General features: G+C 62.8%; 21 protein-coding genes. 11 read left to right on the top strand and 10 right to left on the bottom strand.

Annotated features, from left to right (window positions below; translation table 11 throughout):
* Positions 1-8 precede the first annotated feature (8 nt).
* The 4 genes from clpS to LB545_RS06505 all read right to left on the bottom strand — a co-directional run bounded on the left by clpS (position 9) and on the right by LB545_RS06505 (position 1,523).
* Positions 9-314, bottom strand: a complete 306-nt coding sequence (gene clpS, locus LB545_RS06520; RefSeq protein WP_140496053.1) for an ATP-dependent Clp protease adapter ClpS — start codon at positions 312-314, stop codon at positions 9-11.
* A 100-nt stretch (positions 315-414) separates the two neighbouring features.
* A complete protein-coding gene (locus LB545_RS06515; RefSeq protein ID WP_140496054.1) occupies positions 415-738 on the bottom strand; it encodes a hypothetical protein in 324 nt (107 codons plus the stop codon).
* Between the two features lie 210 nt (positions 739-948).
* Positions 949-1,182, bottom strand: a complete 234-nt coding sequence (locus LB545_RS06510) for a hypothetical protein (protein WP_140496055.1) — start codon at positions 1,180-1,182, stop codon at positions 949-951.
* Positions 1,183-1,220: 38 nt separating this feature from the next.
* Entirely contained in the window at positions 1,221-1,523 is a 303-nt protein-coding gene (locus LB545_RS06505; RefSeq protein ID WP_140556114.1) for a hypothetical protein, read from the bottom strand.
* 280 nt (positions 1,524-1,803) lie between these two features.
* On the opposite strand from LB545_RS06505, the gene LB545_RS06500 reads away from it, so the two are divergent.
* Both LB545_RS06500 and LB545_RS06495 read left to right on the top strand, forming a co-directional pair.
* Positions 1,804-2,520 carry a response regulator gene (locus LB545_RS06500; protein WP_140561408.1) on the top strand — a complete coding sequence of 239 codons (717 nt, stop codon included), beginning with the start codon at positions 1,804-1,806 and terminating at the stop codon, positions 2,518-2,520.
* Positions 2,517-3,926: an ATP-binding protein gene (locus tag LB545_RS06495; protein ID WP_224704671.1), complete on the top strand. Its 1,410-nt coding sequence runs from the start codon at positions 2,517-2,519 to the stop codon at positions 3,924-3,926. Before LB545_RS06500 ends, LB545_RS06495 begins: the two co-directional genes overlap by 4 nt.
* Positions 3,927-3,941: 15 nt before the next feature.
* Here the strand turns inward: LB545_RS06495 and choV are convergent, their stop codons facing one another.
* The 4 genes from choV to LB545_RS30755 all read right to left on the bottom strand — a co-directional run bounded on the left by choV (position 3,942) and on the right by LB545_RS30755 (position 7,212).
* Positions 3,942-5,123, bottom strand: a complete 1,182-nt coding sequence (gene choV, locus LB545_RS06490; protein ID WP_140496059.1) for a choline ABC transporter ATP-binding protein — start codon at positions 5,121-5,123, stop codon at positions 3,942-3,944.
* Complete coding sequence (gene choW / locus LB545_RS06485) at positions 5,120-5,974, bottom strand: choline ABC transporter permease subunit (RefSeq protein ID WP_224704669.1); 855 nt, start codon at positions 5,972-5,974, stop codon at positions 5,120-5,122. Before choW ends, choV begins: the two co-directional genes overlap by 4 nt.
* A 139-nt stretch (positions 5,975-6,113) precedes the next feature.
* Positions 6,114-7,049 carry a choline ABC transporter substrate-binding protein gene (locus LB545_RS06480; RefSeq protein WP_140496061.1) on the bottom strand — a complete coding sequence of 312 codons (936 nt, stop codon included), beginning with the start codon at positions 7,047-7,049 and terminating at the stop codon, positions 6,114-6,116.
* 37 nt (positions 7,050-7,086) lie between these two features.
* A complete protein-coding gene (locus LB545_RS30755) occupies positions 7,087-7,212 on the bottom strand; it encodes a hypothetical protein (RefSeq protein WP_263483040.1) in 126 nt (41 codons plus the stop codon).
* Positions 7,213-7,287: 75 nt separating this feature from the next.
* On the opposite strand from LB545_RS30755, the gene LB545_RS06475 reads away from it, so the two are divergent.
* From LB545_RS06475 to LB545_RS06440, 8 genes are all read left to right on the top strand, one after another.
* A complete protein-coding gene (locus LB545_RS06475; RefSeq protein ID WP_140516940.1) occupies positions 7,288-7,899 on the top strand; it encodes a thymidine kinase in 612 nt (203 codons plus the stop codon).
* 136 nt (positions 7,900-8,035) lie between these two features.
* Positions 8,036-8,425, top strand: a complete 390-nt coding sequence (locus LB545_RS06470) for a c-type cytochrome (protein WP_140496063.1) — start codon at positions 8,036-8,038, stop codon at positions 8,423-8,425.
* Positions 8,426-8,751: 326 nt separating this feature from the next.
* Positions 8,752-9,840, top strand: a complete 1,089-nt coding sequence (locus tag LB545_RS06465) for a hypothetical protein (protein ID WP_140496064.1) — start codon at positions 8,752-8,754, stop codon at positions 9,838-9,840.
* A 40-nt stretch (positions 9,841-9,880) separates the two neighbouring features.
* Positions 9,881-11,026 carry a hypothetical protein gene (locus LB545_RS06460; RefSeq protein WP_140496065.1) on the top strand — a complete coding sequence of 382 codons (1,146 nt, stop codon included), beginning with the start codon at positions 9,881-9,883 and terminating at the stop codon, positions 11,024-11,026.
* 24 nt (positions 11,027-11,050) lie between these two features.
* Positions 11,051-12,961, top strand: coding sequence for an AAA family ATPase (locus tag LB545_RS06455; RefSeq protein WP_224618039.1), 1,911 nt, complete (start codon positions 11,051-11,053; stop codon positions 12,959-12,961).
* A 42-nt stretch (positions 12,962-13,003) separates the two neighbouring features.
* Positions 13,004-14,302 (top strand): DUF6638 family protein, encoded by a 1,299-nt coding sequence (locus tag LB545_RS06450; RefSeq protein ID WP_140516948.1) that lies wholly within the window; start codon positions 13,004-13,006, stop codon positions 14,300-14,302.
* Between the two features lie 104 nt (positions 14,303-14,406).
* Positions 14,407-15,531 carry a DUF2333 family protein gene (locus LB545_RS06445; RefSeq protein WP_140516950.1) on the top strand — a complete coding sequence of 375 codons (1,125 nt, stop codon included), beginning with the start codon at positions 14,407-14,409 and terminating at the stop codon, positions 15,529-15,531.
* Positions 15,532-15,923: 392 nt separating this feature from the next.
* Positions 15,924-17,603 carry a formate--tetrahydrofolate ligase gene (locus LB545_RS06440; protein WP_140496069.1) on the top strand — a complete coding sequence of 560 codons (1,680 nt, stop codon included), beginning with the start codon at positions 15,924-15,926 and terminating at the stop codon, positions 17,601-17,603.
* A 69-nt stretch (positions 17,604-17,672) separates the two neighbouring features.
* On the opposite strand, the gene LB545_RS06435 is transcribed toward LB545_RS06440, so the two are convergent.
* Positions 17,673-18,317, bottom strand: a complete 645-nt coding sequence (locus LB545_RS06435; protein WP_140516952.1) for a cysteine hydrolase family protein — start codon at positions 18,315-18,317, stop codon at positions 17,673-17,675.
* 132 nt (positions 18,318-18,449) lie between these two features.
* On the opposite strand from LB545_RS06435, the gene LB545_RS06430 reads away from it, so the two are divergent.
* Positions 18,450-19,445, top strand: coding sequence for a GlxA family transcriptional regulator (locus tag LB545_RS06430; protein WP_140675606.1), 996 nt, complete (start codon positions 18,450-18,452; stop codon positions 19,443-19,445).
* 15 nt (positions 19,446-19,460) lie between these two features.
* On the opposite strand, the gene LB545_RS06425 is transcribed toward LB545_RS06430, so the two are convergent.
* Positions 19,461-20,018, bottom strand: coding sequence for a sugar O-acetyltransferase (locus LB545_RS06425; RefSeq protein WP_140675609.1), 558 nt, complete (start codon positions 20,016-20,018; stop codon positions 19,461-19,463).
* Positions 20,019-20,032: the final 14 nt, after the last annotated feature.

The raw sequence follows: 20,032 nt of genomic DNA, 5'->3' as shown, positions 1-20,032 counted from the left end.
AACCTGCTCTACTCTTCCGGCTCCGTCGTGAACATCAGCGGATAGCCCTTGGCCTTGCCGGCGTCGGTGGCCCGTGTCGCCTTTGTCTCGGCGACGTCCTTGGTGAAGACGGCGACGACGCAGACGCCGCGCCGATGCGCCGTGATCATCACCCGATGCGCCTGGTCTTCGCTGAGCTTGAACTCGCCCTTCAGCACCGTCACCACGAATTCACGCGGCGTGAAATCGTCATTGAGCAGGATGACCTTGTAGAGCTTCGGCCGCTCGGTCTTGGGTAGGGTCTGCGTACGGGGTTTTGTCGTGATTTCAGGCATGGGAACCGGCAATTGCGCGAGCCTCGGCTACGCCCCTATTTTCGCACGGGCGAAAGCGAGCGTCCAATCACAGAGCTATGTGGGAAGTGCGGCCCGCGGTTCAACGGCCCTGGCGGCCGAAGCCGCTCCGGGAGGGCAAGTTTCCGGCAGCATCCGACCGGCGTTCCATCCAGGATGCGACCGGCCAGGCGACGACGCAGATCAGCGTCACGCTGGCAAGTGCGATGAGCAGCCAGGTCTGCGCGGGCGTGATGTAATCCCAGTCGGTGGAAATCACAGGCGCGAACAGTGACGGCTCGGTGCGGCCGCTGGCCGGATCCGGCACGGGACTGGCGGTGAACAGGATCATAAGCCGGGCGGCGCCGGTGGCGACCAGGCTGCCGAACACGATCGAGCGCAGAATGGACGAAAGCCGCCTCTTCATGCGGATTGTCCTACGGCGCCGGCCTTGAATCGGGTTAAGGCCGATCGAGACAAAGCCGCCGGCGCCGGCTTCGGCCACATCGTTCGGACCTGTCCGTTCGCTTCACTGCCGATACACGGCCTTCGGCTTTTTCGGACAGGAAGAAGGCCGCTCCAGCAAAACGCGACTGGAGCGGCCTTGTCATAAGGCAGGCAGTGTGCCCGACCTGGATTAAGCCTTCGGAGCGACCTTCTTGTCGGTCTTCTTGACAGTCTTCTTCGCCTTCTTGTGCTTCTTGGCAACGACCTTCTTCACCGGAGGCTTGGCGGTCGTGGTCGCCGGAGCGGTGGTCGTCGAGGAAGCAGCCGGAGCGGCGGTCGTGGTGGCAGCGGCGTTGCCGAGAGCCGGCATGGCGAAGGCGAGAGCAACGGCGAGACCGGTGGCGGAGAGGATGGACTTTTTCATGGCTTCATTTCCTTTTCATGCGGGTCGGGTTTCGAGTGTCACTGAACCGGGTCGTTCGGTGTCACCCCCAGCAACTTCAAAGCGTTGGCGAGCATCCGGATACCCTGTGCCTGTTTCTTGGCGGCGCAGTACCGGTTGCCCTTTCTCTGAAGTGCCTTTGCCGCGGTGACCTGCGTTGCCGTGGCATGGGTTTCGAGGGCTTCATCGAATTGGTGGCTGAGATTGGCACACCGCTCGGTCCGGGTGGTGGGCGTCACTTTTGCATCCGATTGTCCAGCAGCGGCTGTGACGAGCGAAATGCCCATCAACGCACCCAACAAACTGATCGACAACCTTGGCATCGGTTAATCCGTGAACCCGGAGACTTGCGTCGCGGCCAAATGACCTGACCGCCACGGCACCGTTATGCCGGCCTAGTTTTTCAGGAGTTTTTCCCGATTATAGAATTTTGTTTCTGGATTGTGTCTGTGCGCCCCGGCGGGAGGCCTCCAGCGCATTCGGTGTGGAGATTGCCAGATTTACCTTGCCTTGAAATCCAAGGCACTGGCCAACATATGGCCCGAATTCTATCGTGTGGGTGGCCGCCTGCCGGCTTGGCAGGTCAACGAAGACAGGATCCCCGTGAAATCCGACGCACACATACTGATCGTCGACGACGACAAGGGCATTCGCGACCTGCTGCAGGAGTTCTTCCAGAAGCGCGGCCTGCACACATCGGTTGCCGCCGACGGCACCGAGATGGAAACGATCCTGCGCCGTGCACAGGTCGATCTCATCGTGCTCGACGTCATGCTGCCCGGCAGGAGCGGGCTGGAACTGTGCCGTGACATCCGGGCCCAGTATTCGACGCCGATCATCATGTTGACCGCCGTCACCGAGACGACAGACCGCGTGGTTGGCCTCGAGATGGGCGCCGACGACTATGTGCCCAAACCTTTCGACCCCCGCGAATTGCTGGCCCGCATACGCGCCGTGCTGCGGCGCAACGGTGCCCCCGAGCCCAAACGCGTCACATCGAAGCAGATCTACCGCTTCGCCGGCTGGACGATGGATTGTTCGCGGCGCCGGCTGACCGCGCCCGACGATGTCAGGGTCGAACTGACCATGGCGGAGTTCAATCTGTTGCAGACCTTCGTCAAGAGCGCACAGCGCGTGCTGACCCGCGACCAGCTCATCGAACTCTCCGGCGGCGATAGCGATTATTCCTTCGACCGCAGCATCGACATCCTGGTCAGCCGGCTGCGGCGCAAGATGGAAGATGACCCCAAGACGCCCAAGCTGATCCTGACGGTGCGCAGCGGCGGTTATCAGTTCCTCCCCGAAACGACTTCCGAATGAGACGTTTCCTGCCGCAGACCCTGCCTGTGTGGGTGCTGCTGATCGTCATTGCCGGCCTGTTGATCAGTCAGGTCGCGACGCTCTACATCGTGTCGCGCGACCGCGCGGCCGCCAATGACGTGGTCGATCTCTACCGCCTCAACGACCGCGCCTATTCGCTGGTGCAGCTGATGCATGCCGCCACGCCCGAGGAGCGCAAGGCGACCGCATCCGGCCTGTTCAACGCCACCTACGCTCTCACGGTTTCAGACAGCCCCGCGGTCACCTCGTCGATCGCCGGCGACGATGAACTCGCCGAGCTGGAAGACATTCTCGTTGGACGGCTGTCGAAGTTCGGCGTCACCGACGCGCGCGTCCGGCGCGATCCGGCGACGCAGGAATCCGACAGCCCCGGTGGCGAGGTCATGAACAGGGACGTCGGCCAGGTGGAACGCGATCTCCTGGTGCTGGCGGCGAATTTCGCCCAGAGTGACAAGCTGACCGCCTCGCTGCGCTTCGCCGACGGCCAATGGCTGAACTTCACCGAGCCGATCACGCCGGTCGGCCCGATCCTGAGCTTCGACAGCCTGCCGCTCTATTCGCTGATAGCGGGGCTGGTGGTGATCATGTCGATCTGGTCGCTGCGCCGGCTGACCGCGCCCTACCGAATGATGGAAACCGCCGTGAACCGGATCGGCAATGACCTCAAGAGCCCGCCGATCGCCGAAAGCGGCAGCCGCGAGGTGCGCGCCGCCGCCAACGCGATCAACGCCATGCAGGCGAGACTGCGTGAATATGTCGAGGACCGTGAGCACCTGGCCGCCGCGCTGGCGCACGACCTGCGCACGCCGATGACCAGGATGCGGCTGCGCCTGGAACTGTTGCGCAAGTCGGCGGTTCGCGAGGCGCTGGCGCACGATCTCGCCGATGTCGAGAGCATCGCCAGCTCGGTGATCGACTTTGCCACCTTCGAGGTGAACGAGGAAAAGAGCGAGCGCATCGACTTCTGGTCGCTGGTGGAATCGATCGCCGACGGCTACGCCGAGGTCTCCTTCGACAATGATGATACGCGCTCGCGCGGTCTGATCTGCATGGCGCGGCCGGTCGCGCTCAAGCGCTGCGTCACCAATCTTGTGCAAAATGCAGTCACCTACGGCAAGAAGGCGCATCTCAGCCTGTACCGGTCGGGCGACATGATCACGCTGGCCATACGCGACGAAGGGCCGGGTATTCCGCAAGCCCAGATCGACGCCGTGTTCGGATCTTTCGTGCGCCTGGAACAGTCCCGCAACCGCCAGACCGGCGGCCTCGGCCTCGGCCTCACCATCGCCCGCAACATCGCGCGTGCCGCCGGCGGCGAGATCCGCCTGTCCAACCATCCGGAGGGCGGCCTGCTGACGGAGCTGCGTCTGCCGCTGGCGACTTGAGACGCGACTGAGGGATTACCGCCGCAGCACCGCGCTCAGCACGTCCCTGATGCCGATCGCGCCGACGAAGCGCGACTGGTCATCGAACAGCGCCACGGGCGCAGTCTGCGACCGGTGCATGGCCAGCATCACGGTCTTCAGCGACGTTCCGGGATTGGCCCAGAACACCTGGGCCGCTTCCTCGGGCTGGCCTTCGACCTCGGCGCAGGACACCCATACCGCCGGCTTGCCGTCACGCTCAGCCGCCGCCACGAGGCCATGGTCGTCGATCTTGAAGCGCGTCGTCTTGCGCCGGTCGAGCCACACCCAGCCGTCCTTGCCCTGTTCGAGATCGCGGCGGTCGCGCATCACGTTCCAGGCGGTGAGCACCGACAGCGGATTCACATTGGCGATGAAGTCGCGGACATAATCGTTAGCGGGCTTGAGCACGATGTCCTCCGCCGCGCCGGTCTGCACGATGCGTCCGCCCTCCATGATTGTGATGTGGCTGCCGATCTTCAGCGCTTCCTCGAGGTCGTGGCTGACGAAGATGATAGTCTTCTTCAGTTCGGCCTGCAGCTGCAGCAACTCGTCTTGCAGCTTGGTGCGGATCAGCGGGTCGAGCGCCGAGAACGGCTCGTCCATCAGAAGGATCGGCGCCTCGGTGGCGAAGGCGCGCGCCAACCCGACGCGCTGCTGCATGCCACCCGAAAGCTCATGCGCGTATTTCTTCGACCACTGCTCGAGATTGACCAGCTTGAGCTGCCTGTGGACGCGCTCCTTGCGCTCGGCATCCGGCACGCCGGCAAGTTCGAGGCCAAGCCCGACATTCTCTTCCACCGTCCGCCACGGCAGCAGGCCGAACTGCTGGAACACCATCGCAACCTGCTTCTGCCGCAGGCGCCGCAAGGTAGCCTCGTCGCAGGTGACGACATCGACGGTGCGGTCGCCATCCTTGACCAGAACCTGGCCGCGCGAGACGACGTTCAGGCGATTGACCGCTCTCAGCAGTGTCGACTTGCCCGAGCCGGACAGACCCATGAGGACGGAAATCTCGCCCTCATGCACGGTAAGGCTGGCGCCGGCACAACCGAGCACATTGCCGGTCTGCTCGAGGATCTCGGCGCGCGTCGCGCCCTTGTCGATGAGCGCCAGCGAACCCGCCTGGTCGGCGCCGAAGACGATATCGACGTTCCTGAAATCGACGGCGACGGTCATTTCTTGCCTCCAACGCCAATGCGGGTCATGCGGTCGAGCACGATGGCGAGCACGACAATGGCGAGCCCGGCCTCGAGGCCGAGATCGATGCGGCGCGAACCGAGCGCGCGGTTGATCTCGGTGCCGAGCCCGCCGGCGCCGATCAGCGCTGCGAACACCACCATCGACAGCGACAGCATGATCGACTGGGTCAGGCCCGCCATGATGGTGGGCAGCGCCGAGGGCAGTTCGACCTTCCACAGCAGCTGGCTCTTGGTGGCGCCGAAGGCCTCGCCGGCCTCGATGATCGACTTGGGCACGGAGACGACGCCGAGATGCGTGAGCCGGACCGCGGTCGGGATGACGAAGATGATGGTGACGATGAGGCCGGGCGCGTTGCCAAGGCCGAACAGGGTCAGCACCGGGATCAGGTAGACGAAGGTCGGCAGCGTCTGCATCAGGTCGAGCACCGGCAGCATGAAGCGGTAGACCTTCGGCTTGTGCGCCGCCCAGATGCCGAGCGGCACGCCGATGGCCATTGCCATGGCGGCGGCGGCCACGACCAGCACCAGCGTCTGCACCGTCTGTTTCCACAGGTTCTGGTTGATGATGAAGATCAGCCCGAGGAAGACGCCGATCGCGAGCGGGCGCGAACGCTGCAGCAGCCAGGCGATGATGGCGATGATGAGCGCCAGCAGCACCGGCGGCACCACCAGCAGGAGGTCGACCAGGCCGTCGAGGATGAAGTTCAGGCCGTTGGAAAAGGCCCTGAAGACGTTGTCGAAATTGTCGGTGAGGAACCCGAAGAACGCCTTGCCCCATGGGCCGATGGGAATCTTGTAGCTGACCAGGAATTTGGAAATCGGATCCATCTTGCCCCCTCTCCTACCGGCATCGCTTTGCCGCGGTGTCCGCTGTCGTCACGTCATCTTCTCACAGCATATGAAAAAGGGCAGCCTTTTCCAGTGGCTGCCCTTTTGTTCTCACGCGTGCATGCCGAAGTCAGTCGGCTCAGCTCCCCAGTGCGGTCTTGATGGCCGCTGCCGCATCGCCGCCGTCGAAGGTGGTCACGCCGGCGATCCAGGGTGTCACGGCATCCGGATTTTTCTTCAGCCAGTCGGTGGCGACAGTCTGGGCGTCGCCGCCCTTGAGGATGGCGTCCATCAACTGGCCTTCCATGTCCAGGTTGAACTTGAGGTTGGCAATGAGCTTGCCGGCGTTCGGGCACTCGGTGGTGTAGCCCTTGCGCACATTGGTGTGGACGGTGGCGGCACCGAAGCCGCTGTCGCCCATGCCGTCGAGATAGGTGATCTTCATGGCGCCCATCACCGGGTGCGGCGTCCAGCCGAGGAAGGCGATCCACTCATTGTTCTTCATCGACTGCTCGGCCTGCGTCAGCATGCCGGCCTCCGAGGATTCGACCAGTTCGAAGCCTTCGAGATTGTCCTTCGGGTTCTTGATCATGTCGAGGATGATGCGGTTGCCGTCATTGCCGGCCTCGATGCCGTAGATCTTGCCGTCGAACTTGTCCTTGAACTTGCCGAGGTCGGTGAGTGTCTTGACGCCGGCATCCGCCACATAGGTCGGCACGACGATGCCGTAGCCGGCGCCGGTCAGGTTCGTGCTGATGGTCTCCACCGAACCGTCGGCCGTGTAGTCCTTGATGTCGTTGGTCATCGACGGCATCCAGTTGCCCAGGAAGACATCGAGGTCCTTGTTCTTCAGCGACGCCATCGTCACCGGCACCGACAGTTGGATTACCTGCGGCTCGTAGCCGAGCGCCGTGAGCAGCACCGAGGCGATGCCGGTCGTCGCCTGGATATCGGTCCATCCGACATCGGAAAGGCGTACCGCCTTGCAGCTAGCCGGATCCCCGGCGAAGGCAGCGCTCGTCGACAAGAAAGCCGCAAGGCCGAGGCCTGCGACGAAGGAATTCATACGCGACATGAACTTTCTCCCATTTCGATTCTTTGGCGAGGCGAAGTCACGGTTTTTGTGCCCGCCTTGTTTCGTCAGCCAAACACCATTCTCGTGCGGTTTCAAGCATTAAGGCAATCACGATCAACGGCGCTGGCTGGCCGATCAGCGACACGTCAGCCGCTTTTTCCATGCGAGCCGGCTTTTTTGGTGGAAGGCCTGCCAGGGGCCTTCCCCGGGCCCGGCCAAGTGGGCTTAAAAGGGCGCCATGGCCAAACTGTATTTCCACTACGCGACGATGAATGCGGGCAAGACGACGATGCTCCTGCAGGCGTCGTACAATTACCGCGAGCGCGGCATGACGACGATGCTGTTCGTCGCCGGCCACTACCGCAAGGGCGACACCGGCCTGATTTCGTCACGCATCGGACTGGAAACGGAAGCCGAGATGTTTCGTGACGGCGACGACCTGTTCGCCCGCGTCGCCGAACATCATCAGCACGGTGCCGTGCATTGCGTCTTCGTCGACGAGGCGCAGTTCCTCGAGGAGGAGCAGGTCTGGCAGCTCGCCCGGATCGCCGACCGGCTCGACATTCCGGTCATGTGCTATGGCCTGCGCACGGATTTCCAGGGCAAGCTGTTTTCCGGCTCGCGCGCGTTGCTGGCCATAGCCGATGAGCTGCGCGAAGTGCGCACCATCTGCCGCTGCGGCCGCAAGGCGACGATGGTGGTGCGCCTCGGCCCCGACGGCAAGGTCGCTCGGCAGGGCGAACAGGTGGCGATCGGCAAGGACGTCTATGTCTCGCTCTGCCGTCGCCATTGGGAAGAAGAAATGGGTCGCGCCGCCCCCGACGATTTCATCGGCTTTGTCGCGCCTTGACCGGGCTGTGGCATCACGGCCGCCACACTTGCCGCCATCGATCGGCTTTCGCGATCCCGCCACGATGCAGCGTTTGTTAAGGCCCCGGTCCTATTCTGCGTCCTCTCGTTCCAGCCAGAACTCGTCGGGGATAGCCATGTTTCGAGCCGCTTCGTCTGCCGCAGCCTTTCTGCTTGCCGGCGTCCTTGCCGCCCATGCCGGCGGCGATCCGGCACTGGGCAAGAGGGTCTTCAACCGATGCATGGCCTGCCATGAAGCAGCGAGCGACCGCGACAAGGTCGGCCCGCATCTGATGGGTGTCGTCGGCCGCGCCGCCGGCAGTGCCGAGAGCTTCCTCGGCCATTACTCCGAAGCGATGAAGAGTGCAGGCGCCGCCGGTCTCGTCTGGGACGAGGCCAACCTCGCCGAGTATCTGAAGGCGCCGCGGCAAAAAGTGCCCGGTAACAAGATGGCCTTTGCCGGCCTGAACAACGACGAGGACATCGCCAATGTCATCGCTTATCTGAAGGCCGATCCCAAGCCCTGAGCCAGGATTATTCCGTCCCCGCGATGGACGCCGAGCTGCCACCGTCCTCACCGCGCTCAATGCTCCGTCGGATTTCAGGCATTCGTGGCAGCGGGGGACTGAATGCCTGGCCGACATCCGCCGACGTTGAAGTTCAATGACAGTTGAACCACGCGTATTCCAAACGATCCTTTCGCCATGATCGCGGATCGATTGCGTTTCAAGGGCGTGGGCAAGGTTTTTGTTTTCGAAGCGCCCCTGTCTTCACGTCTTTCAATCCCCTGAAGCCCCACATATATTCGCCGCTGTTCGCAATCAGCGACCTGATGCCGGAGCGGGAGGCCCTTATGGCGACATTGCAGAATTTCGATGCCGAAATTGCCAGGACCAAGCAGGTCGTCCAGGACATGCGCACCAAGATAGACCAGTCCGGCGCCGTGCTCGACAAACTTGCCACCGCCGACAAGAAGATCGGCGACGCCAATTTCGATATCGAGAACGCCCGCATCGAAGACGTGCTGAAGCAACAGAAGGTGATGGAAGGCAATATTGCCGACCTGATCATCGGGCTGGAGGACGCCACCAACGTTTTCGGCGCCGAGTTCGAGAGCATGAAGAACTACACCGGCTGGGAAAACTTCATCGGCATCTTCTCCAGCCAGCGCAAGCAGCGTCTGCGCACCGACCGCGTCCGCAACATGTCACTGGCGGGCAACCTGCAGGAATTGCTGGCCAAGTCCGACACCATCGTCGGCATATTGAAGGCGCAGAAAGAAGTCCTCGACCAGCGCTACAAGACCTCCGAGACCAGCCTGTCGCAGGTTATCGAGCGCCGCAAGGCCACCATGTCCAACCTGGAAACCGTGCAGAAGCGCATCGAGGAGCTCAATCCGATGCTGCTCGACATCGAAAACAAGATCGCGGCCTCCACCAGCCAGAAGGAACGCACGCAGCTCGAAGGCGAACGTTCCAAGCTCGCCACGGAATACAATGAGAAGCAGGCCAAGGAACAGGAGTTGCTGGCCGAGAGCCAGACGCTGGAGCGCTACACCTCGATGTTCCAGACCTTCGTCGATTCGCTCAACAACCAGATCGCCGCACAGTCGACCCTGATCAACAAGCTGACCATCGACACCGAGCAGCGCATCGTTCTCTACAAGGCGCTGGAGGATTCGCTGAAGACCGCGGCTCAGCAGGACGTCGCCCACAAGATCAACACGCTGGGCAGCCAGGTCGACAACACCGCCGAGGAGACCATGGCCGGCATTGGTGCCGCCTCGCAGAAGCACATTGGCGACCTGCTCGAGATGCACGAGAAGAACATGGTGGCCACCGCCGACATCCAGCGCCGCAAGAAGCTGGCCGACGACGCCTTCGCCCGCCGTTTCGACGAAGTGCTGAAGAAGCACAATTCGGCCAATTACGTGCAGTCGTAATTGCCGCCCGCACCGGTGCGACAATGCCATGGCCAATAGCATGACCTCCGAAAACGACGCGGCGGCGCGGTATTTCTCGGCAATCACGGCAGCGCTCAGCGGGCTGGAAGTGTTCATGCGCGACGATCGCTCGCCGCTCTACCGGCACGGCATCGTCGCCAAGATCGTCGCCGAATACATCGCCCGGCTCGACAAGTCGTTCTCCTGCTGGCGCAACCGGCTGGGCTTCATGGACACGTTCCGCATTTCGCGCGCCGAAAGCGGATTCCCGGTGTTCCAGAACCTGCTTGAGCTCGAAAATGACCGCCGCCAGGCTGACACGCGGCTCGCCAACATCCCGCTGGCCGACGAATTGCGCGAGGAGATGGCCGACTTCATCCTGCGCCACAAGGAATTCCCCCAAGCGCTGCAGAAGTCGATGGCCGAGAGGCTTTATCTCGAGGACGTCAAGAGCGAGCAGACCTTCGGCCCCTTCACCCTGGCGCAGACGGCCAAGGTTTCCGTCAATCCGAAGACGGCGCGGCCCTACTACCTGGTCCATTGGGCGACCTTCGACGGCAGCGCCAACCTGCCGCTGGTCTACATGGTGACGGTGGAAGATTCCTCCGAAGACATGATCCGCCAGCTCGTCGACCGCAATGGCAAGCTCAACGACCAGATCGACATTCCATTGCCAGTCGATGGCCTGCTCAATCCCGAGCTTGCCCATCGCTTCGACGATTTCACCGAAAAGAACTCGGCCTATACGCTGTCGCCGGCAACGATCGCGGTCAACCTCGACAAGGATTTCGAACCGCTCCACCCCAAGCAGTTGCGCCGCGTGGTGCTTGGCCCCTTCTATTCGGCCGGGATCACCGACAACAATTCTACGGTGACCGAGGTTCTGGCCAAGGTGCGCAAGCCGGAGAACGCCTGGCTGCTGACCTGGACCATCCAGGAGGTCTACTCCAAGGGCGAAAAACCCGGCCGCAGGGGGCTGTTTTCGAGCGAGAAGACGACGCAGGAGTTCTTCATCAACACCGACGACCTCGAGGCCGCGCGCCAGGGCGTGTCGAGCTATGAGAACCACGCATTGATCCCGCACGAGGCCTACCAGGCGCTCTATGCCGCCGGCGAGGCGCAGAAGATCTTTTCCGGCTACAAGGTTCACATCCTGTCGAATGGGCAGGTCATCTCGGACGTCTGACCGTCACACCACGGAGCAACCTTCATGGATACCGGCCTGACCACCATCCCGGAAGCGGCGATCGAGAAGCACCGCGCCACCGCGCAGAGCTTCATCACCCGCATCGTCGTGCTGGAAGACCCGTCCAGCTCCTCCGGCACCGCGCTTGCCGGCACCAATCGCCGCTTCGTCTCCACCGTCTCTGTCGGTTCGGTGCGCCGCACGCGCGAGGTCGAGCTGGCGAAGACCGTCGGCGCCGTTCACCCCGACGACCAGTTGCTGACCATCCCGCAGCACACACTTTTGTTTCGTGCCCGGCGCGGCACGGCGCTCGCGCTCGCCATATCGGATGTTTTCGCCGAAGGCTCCGATCTCGAAAGCCTGCAGGCCAGGAACACCCGCGCTCCCCTCGAAGGCGACGAGGCCACCACCTTCAAGAAGCTTCTGTCGGCCTCGGCTTACATTTCCGCCTTCAGCCTGTCCTCCTACCTGTTCCAACTCATCGACAGCGATGGCGAGGCGCCCAACGACATTCCCGAGCCGGATTTCCTCTTCGACACGCCGCAGGACGCGGTGAAGTCGATCCTGGCCGGCCTAGACAAGGCGATTTTGGGTGCATCCGACGATGCCGACCTGATGACCAGGGCGCGCGCCTTCGCCCGTGTCGCCATCGACGGCCTCCTGGCGCGAAAAGGCCGCTTCGACGGCATCGGCCCATTCGAGAACGCGCATATCCGCATCGATGCCGACGATTTCACGCTCGACGGCTTCGACGTCGCGCCGGGCAAGCGTTCCAAGCCGCTGGTGATGACCTTCAAGAAGCCGGAAGAGGTCGTCGGCAACCACATCGCCAAATATCAGTCGGTCAAGCTCGCAAAGATGCTGATGGCCTATGATTTCGAGCGCGAGCTGAACCCGTTCGTCGAGCTCGGCGGCTTCCTGTTCACCTTCATCGGCGACGGCGCGCCGGGCACCGGCAAGACGACCCTGATCCAGATGATTGCCGGTCTCGTCAATGGTTACTGCCAGGTCGCCGGTTATCCCTTCGCCTACGAGAATTTCGGCGTCGACCAGATCTCGTCCTATCAGGGCAAGTCCGGCCAGAACTGCCGCCAGTTCATCAACAATGTGTTGAACCCGCGCGTCATCGGTTTCGGCACCATCGACGACGTCGACCAGGTGGCGGCGCGCCGTTCCGACGACCGCGCCTCGGCCGGCCAGCAGGAGATCACCGGCGTGCTGATGGACGCCTTCGCCGGTGCCGCCACAGTGGTGCGCGGCAACTGCTCGTTCGGCATGTTCTCCAACTATCCCGAAAATGTCGACGATGCGCTGCGCCAGCGCGCCGGCGCCCGCTGGCTGGTCGACGGGCCGCAGACGCGTGACGATTACATCGACATTTTCGTGCTGCTCGCCGGCAAGAACCACAAGATCCCGCTCGGCGACCACGAACTCTACGCCGCGCAGGAGATCCAGCGCGCCGTGGCCGAAGCCTATGAGGAGCACGAGAAGCCGCAGGAGGACGGGCTGATCCGGGTCCATGAGCGCTACATGAAGGAGAATGGCGCGCCCAAGACCATGGCCGACATCGGCACCTATCTGCACCTGATCAAGCAGGCCGAGCCGCGCTTCACCGGCCGCGCCATCAAGAACGTCACCGACGCCATCAAGATGCGCGCCATGGACATCGAGCTTCCCGACGACTGGTTCGAAAAACCAGAGGTTTTCATGCACAAGAGCTATGACGAGAAGAAAGTGATGATCGAGCAACTGCGCGGCCCGTTCTCGATGGACATGGTCATGCAGGAGATCAACCGCTACGCCGACAGCGAGTTCCGCTACTCCGACAAGTCCGACGACTCCGCCGTGGAAAAGCTACTGCGTGACGCGCGGCTGCGCGAACGGGCAGCGCGTGAGATGGAGGAGATGAAGAAAAAGGGGCTGTGGAATGCGTGATGCGCTCCGGCCTTTCCTTCTCCCCTTGTGGGAGAAGGAATAATGGCCCGCAAACCCGATCTCCTGCGCGACAACGAGCTCATTTACGGCCGGCTGCTCGTCGTCGACGAGCCGCATCTCATCGAGCGCTACAACAAGGCGCTTGCCGCCTTTGGCCTCGAGCCCACCAAGCTGAAGAGCTTCCAGATCGACCGCACCGGTTTTTCGCCGGAAGTGGCGGAGGAATGCGGCGACTACGGCTACCTCGATCCCAATGAGGTCAACCGCCGCTTCATCATCCTGACGCCGTCGCAGATCGACCTGCCGGTGGTGCACACCGCCTTCTCCAACACCTCGCAGCTGATGTTCGAGTTCATGTCCAGGAATCAGCGCGCCATCGACGCGCTGACCATCAAGGATGTCATCTACGGCGAGATCGAGGATTCCATTCCCAAGGTCAACGATATCGAGGATCTGCTGTCGATCAACCAAGTCGAGTTCAAGGTGCTGTCGGCCGAAGATGTGCTGGGCAAGGCCGCCGAGCTCGGCAAGCTCGTCGACCGCCTGAAACAGGAGCCTGACGCCTGGCGCGACAACGCCATGCTCACCCGCATGGTGGAACTGGCCAAGATCTGCGGCGATATCCGCGAGAACGCGCTGGTGCCCGACCAGGTAATCTTCCGCCACAACGCCTACTGGACCAGTCATTTTGGCGGGCTTTACGTGTTCGTCGACCCCGACATGACGACCGTCATCAGCGATCCGGCGGCCCCCGGTTTCCGCCGCTCGCGGCCGTGGCAGGTAAGCTATCTCTCGATCAAGGACGCCGACAAGGTGTTCAAGTTCCTCGCCGCCACCGGCCGCATCGAACTGCCGCGCGCCTCCTGGATCGAAGCCTCGGGCTATCTCGAGCACCGCGCCGAGATGGTGGTGCGCGCGCTGATCCGCGACGCCGAGCCGGATCGCAATCTGACCGACGTCGACAAGGTCTGGCTGCAGACCTGGATCCAGGGCCATGCCGACCTGATCACCAGGGACGGCAATTTCCCCTTCCTCAACGCCGCCAAGCGCGAGATTGCCCAGCTCGGCCATCTCAAGATCGAGGATGTGTTCCCGCAGCAGCGCTTCCTGGTGGTCCGCGCCAAGCCCGACCATCCCGACGCCTGGCTGACCAACCGGCTGATCTCGGATTTCGTGCCGTCGGACTTCGTCTCGCGCTACGTCTTCAACAAGCAGGGCTTCTACAAGGACTATGAGGGCTTCAGCGACGCCTGGCGATCGCATGTTGTGGACGTTCTGAAAACCACATATCTGAAGGACAAGGTGGCGTTCCGCACGCGCCTCTACGGCCTGACTGACTAGAACGAAACCGGCCGTCATTTCGTTCTAACTTGTTGTTTTGGCGCATGATGTTATCCAAAAGTCCGCAACTTTTTGACATTATGCCTTGAGGGGGTGACACAGCCATGCTCGATCCGATCGTGAACTTCTTCGTCAGGATTTTCCAATGGATCGGCCGCGGCATCGGCCTCCTGATCGGCGTCATCTTGTGGCCGTTCATGTGGGCCGGCCGCTGGTATGCGCAGCGCGGTTGGATCCTCAAGGCCGTGCTCGGCCTCGCCCTGTTGGTGCTGCTCGGCCTCTACGCCAATTTCTTCTACGCCACCCAGTGGTGGAATAATTTCAATCCGAGCTATCCCGACACCTACACGTTCGAGAAGCGCAACATCTCGGCGGGCGAACAGGTAGCAGCCGGTGCCGGTGCCGACACTGCCAGGACCTGTGGCAACTCCGGCATCGCCCAGATTGCCGCCGATTTGACCGACTTCAACGTTAACCAGAATGCCTGGATCTCGTCGATGATCCTCTACAAGCTCGGCCTGTTCGGCATCAGCTGGGACAACACGCCGTGGATGGACAACAAGGCCTCGTTCCAGCGCGGCATCAACCAGGCGGTGCGCCGCACCGCGACCGAGCTCGCCGACAATCTCGGCCGTGTGCGCACGACATCGCAGATCGACGCCGACCTGCAGGATGCGCGCGGCAATCTGCAGTTCGACGAGTACACCTGGTATTTCGGTGTAAGCCCGTTCGGCCCGAAGACGCCGACCCCGAGCTATTATCGCGACGCCGTGCGCAAGCTGCGCTCCTTCAACGCCCGCCTCGCCACCTGCCAGGCCACCTTTGATGCCCGTGCCGACAATCTGAAGCAATATATCGACCGTATCGCCAGCGATATCGGCTCGACCTCGGCCATCCTCAAGGAACGTGCCGAAAACCATAACAATGGCTGGTTCGATTTCCGCGCCGACGACCGCTACTGGTTCGCCTATGGCCAGCTCTACGCCTATTACGGACTGATGAAGGGCGCGCAGGCCGACTTCGAGGACGTCATCAAGGAAAAGCACCTGCAGAGCCTGTGGGATACGATGGACGCGCAGTTCGTCTCGGCGCTGCGCATCCAGCCCTTCATCATCGCCAATGGCCGCGAGGACGGCTGGCTGCTGCCCACGCATCTGACGACCATGGGTTTCTATGTGCTCAGGGTGCGTTCCAACATGGTCGAAATCAGCAACGTGCTGACGCAGTAGGGCCGGTCGGCCCAATGCATGTCACCCAAAAGTGGTCCGGCCTGGGAAGAACGATATGCATGGAAACAAATGCCTGAAGCGCGATGCGCTTTAGGCCGGCGATGGCGGATTTGCGCCGCCGTGTCTGTCGCATTCCGTGCATTGCGCGGCTGTTTTGAGACGGCGGACGCGTCCCCGCTCTGGCTTCTATACGGCGCGGCAAGCGGAGCCAGAAAGAACCGGAGGCAGGTCGGCCCGCCGCAGAGGAATTTTCTTCATAGGAAACATAGTTGCATGAAAGTTGACGCCACGGCAGCGAGAGGGCTAGAACATGCCCTTGCCCGCGCGGCGTATCGAACATGCACCAGTGATCAACCCGTCCCCTCCACCGTCCAATCCAGAGGAAAGCCGTCATGGCAGAAGTGAAGTCCGACATCGAGATCGCCCGCGGTGCGAAGAAAAAACAGATCCAGGAGATCGGCGCCAAGATCGGCATCCCGACCGAACACCTTTTGCCCTATGGCCATGACAAGGCGAAGGTCTCCGCCGAATTCATCAAATCGGTGAAGGGCAACAAGGACGGCAAGCTGATCCTGGTCACCGCCATCAACCCGACCCCGGCCGGCGAAGGCAAGACGACCACCACCGTCGGCCTCGGCGACGGCTTGAACCGCATCGGCAAGAAAGCGATCATCTGCATCCGCGAAGCCTCGCTCGGTCCGAATTTCGGCGTCAAGGGCGGTGCGGCCGGCGGCGGCTACGCGCAGGTCGTGCCGATGGAGGATATGAACCTCCATTTCACCGGCGACTTTCATGCCATCACCACGGCGCACAACCTCCTGTCGGCGTTGATCGACAACCACATCTATTGGGGCAATGAGCTCGGCATCGACACCCGCCGCGTTGCCTGGCGCCGCGTCATGGACATGAACGACCGGGCGCTGCGCGAGATCATCTGCTCGCTCGGCGGCGTCGCCAACGGCTATCCGCGCGAGGCCGGGTTCGACATCACCGTCGCTTCCGAGGTCATGGCCATCCTGTGCCTCGCCACCGACCTGAAGGACCTGGAGAAGCGCCTGGGCGACATCATCGTCGCCTATCGCCGCGACAAGTCGCCTGTCTATGCCCGTGACCTCAAGGCCGACGGCGCCATGGCCGTGCTGCTCAAGGACGCCATGCAGCCGAATCTGGTGCAGACGCTGGAGAACAATCCGGCCTTCGTGCATGGCGGCCCGTTCGCCAACATCGCGCATGGCTGCAACTCGGTGGTCGCCACCACGACGGCGCTCAAGCTTGCCGACTACGTCGTCACGGAAGCCGGCTTCGGCGCCGATCTCGGCGCGGAAAAATTCTTCGACATCAAGTGCCGCAAGGCCGGGCTGAAGCCGGCGGCGGCGGTCATCGTCGCCACCGTACGCGCCATGAAAATGAATGGCGGCGTCAAGAAGGAAGACCTCGGCAAGGAAAACATCGAGGCGGTGAAGAAGGGCTGCGCCAATCTCGGCCGCCACATCGAGAACATCAGGCAGTTCGGCGTGCCGGCGGTAGTTGCCATCAACCACTTCTACTCCGACACGGATGGCGAAATCCAGGCGATGAAGGATTATGTCGCCTCGATGGGCGAAGAGGCGATCCTGTGCAAGCACTGGGCCAACGGCTCGGCCGGCATCGAGGATCTCGCCAAGAAAGTGGTGGCGCTGGCCGAATCCGGTGCCTCGCAGTTCGCGCCGCTCTATCCCGACGCCATGCCGCTGTTCGAGAAGATCAACACCATCGTCCAGCGCATCTATCGCGGCTCGGAAGCGATCGCCGACAAGTCGGTGCGCGACCAGTTGCACGCCTGGGAGCAGGCCGGCTACGGCCACTTGCCGGTCTGCATGGCCAAGACGCAGTATTCCTTCTCGACCGACCCGAACCTGCGCGGCGCGCCAACCGGCCACACCGTACCGGTGCGCGAGGTCAGGCTTTCGGCGGGTGCCGGCTTCGTCGTCATTATCTGCGGCGAGGTCATGACCATGCCCGGCCTGCCCAGGGCGCCGTCGTCGGAAAAGATTTTCCTCAACGAAGCCGGCCAGATCGAAGGCCTGTTCTAGAAATCCTCAATTCCAAAAAGTGCAAAGGGCGCCGCAGCGATGCGGCGCCCTTTGTATTTCCGCAGACGACTACGCAGCGTTGCGAGCCAGCGCCCGCTGGTTGGAGCCGAAGATCGTATCGCGTTCCGGCAAGGTGCCGGTCTTCAGGCACTCGATCCATTCGGCGGTCTTGAGCACGGCGGCGAAGCGCGACTGCAGGATGATTGTCACCACGCGGTGGATCTCCTCGGCCGAGGCATAGCCCGCGCTGTTGGCGTAAGGCACCGAGCCGGTCGCGTCGGACAGGAACTCGACGGCAAAGCCCATATGCACGGCATGGATGATGGTCGACAGGTCGCAATTATGCGTCATGTAGCCGACCACCACGATCGTATCGATGGCGTTGGCGCGCAGCCACTCTTCGAGATCGGTGCCGGTGAAGGCGGAAGGCAGCGTCTTCTCGACATAGTGGTCGCGTGGCCGCCTCGATATCTCGGGATGCAATTCCGCGCCATGGCTGCCCTTGGCGAAGATTGGCGACGTCTCCGGCGCCATCTGCTTGACGACCACCACCTTGATGCCGGCCGCTGCTGCCGCGTCCATTGCGCGCGCCACGTTGACGACGCTGTCGCGGAACGGCGGATGCTGGATGGCGAGATTGCCGCCGTCATAGTCATTCTGGACGTCCACGACGACGAGCGCGCGGCGCGGCGTCTTGCTGGCTGGTTCGGACATGATGCATTCCTTTCAGGCTTGATGTGATGCCCGAGCATAGGTCCGCCACCATCGGGCGAAAGTGGCCCGATTGACATCATTCGAAAGAATTGGGACAATCCGCATAACCCCGCGCAGAAATCCCCGGAAGACATGACCCACCAGATCGTCGCCGTCCTCGCCTTCGACGGCATCAGCCCGTTCCATCTCTCCGTGCCTTGCCTGGTGTTCGGCGAAGATCGCACATCGTTCGGCCTGCCGCGCTTCGACTTCCGCATCTGCGCGATCGAGGCCGGTCCCGTCCACACCGAGGCCGGGCTGAGCGTCGCCGCGCCCCATGGGCTAGAGGGCCTCGATGGCGCCGACATCATCATCGTGCCGAGCTGGCGGGATCTCGAAGATCCGCTGCCGGAACCGCTGAGCCAAGCATTGCGGCGGGCCCACCGCAATGGTGCCCTGATCGTCGGCCTTTGCCTGGGAACATTCGCAGTCGCTGCTGCCGGACTGCTTGGCGGTCGGCGTGCGGCCACGCATTGGGCCTATGCCGAGCGGCTTCAGAAGCTTCATCCCGACATCGCGGTGGATGCCGAGGTGCTCTATGTCGACAATGGCGACGTGGTGACGTCGGCCGGCGTCGCGGCCGGGCTCGACTGCTGCCTCCATATCGTTCGCGCCCGCTACGGCGCCGAGGCAGCACTGCGGCTCGCGCGGCAGATCGTGCTCTCCCCGCACCGGCAAGGCGGACAGGCGCAGTTCATCGAGCGCCCGCTGGCGAGGAGCGCCGATACCGACAGGTTCACACAAGCACTCGACGCGGTGCGTGCGACGCTCGGCGATGCGCACAGCTTGGACCGCGTCGCCGAAGCCGCCGGCATGACACGGCGCACCTTCACCCGCCGCTTCCAGAAATCGATCGGCACCAGTTTCGGCGATTGGCTGATCGAGCAACGGCTTGAACTGGCGCAGCGTCTGCTCGAGGCGACGGAAAAATCGATGGACGTCGTGGCCTTCGAGGCCGGCTTCGGCAGCGCCACCTCGCTGCGCCAGCATTTTTCGGCGCGTCTCAGGACCTCACCGGCGCAATACCGGCGTGAATTTTCCAGGCGGGCCGACCAAGGCGACCGGTCGCCGCACGCGCTTTCGCACTGAGCGCCCGCCGAGCACTCAACCGCGTTTGACCGCCAGCGCCGGATTGCCGACCACCGTCATGTTCGCGGGCACGTCGCGCGTCACCACGGCGCCGGCGCCGACGATGGCGCCCCCGCCGATGCTGATCCCAGCCAGGATGACCGCGCTGCCGCCGATCCAGGCATCGGCACCGATCTCGACCGGCCTGGCGATTTCCAGCCCGGCTTGTCGCCCCGCGGCCTCCCTGTGATGCTCGGCGCAATAGATCTGCACATTGGGGCCGAGCAGCGTTCCCTTGCCGATGCGCACGCTTGCCGTGTCGAGAATGATGCAGCCGGCATTGAGAAAGACGCCGTCCCCGAGAAAGATGTTGAAGCCATAGGCACAGTGGAACGGCGCCTCGATGCGGGCGCCCTCGCCCGCGCCGCCGAGCAGATCCCGCAAGGCAGGCCCGATGTTGCCGCGCTGACGGGGCGCAAGCGAATTGTGCTCGAATACGGCGCCCGCAGCCACGCCGCGCAGCGCCTCCAGTTCGTCATCCATGCACGTATACCACTCGCCCGCCGCCATTTTTGCGCGTTCGCTCTCAGCCATGCGGTGCCTCCGTC

The sequence above is a fragment of the Mesorhizobium sp. BR1-1-6 genome (genome assembly GCF_020165355.1).
Classification (GTDB): domain Bacteria; phylum Pseudomonadota; class Alphaproteobacteria; order Rhizobiales; family Rhizobiaceae; genus Mesorhizobium.
This window is presented reverse-complemented; position numbering and strand designations above follow the sequence as displayed.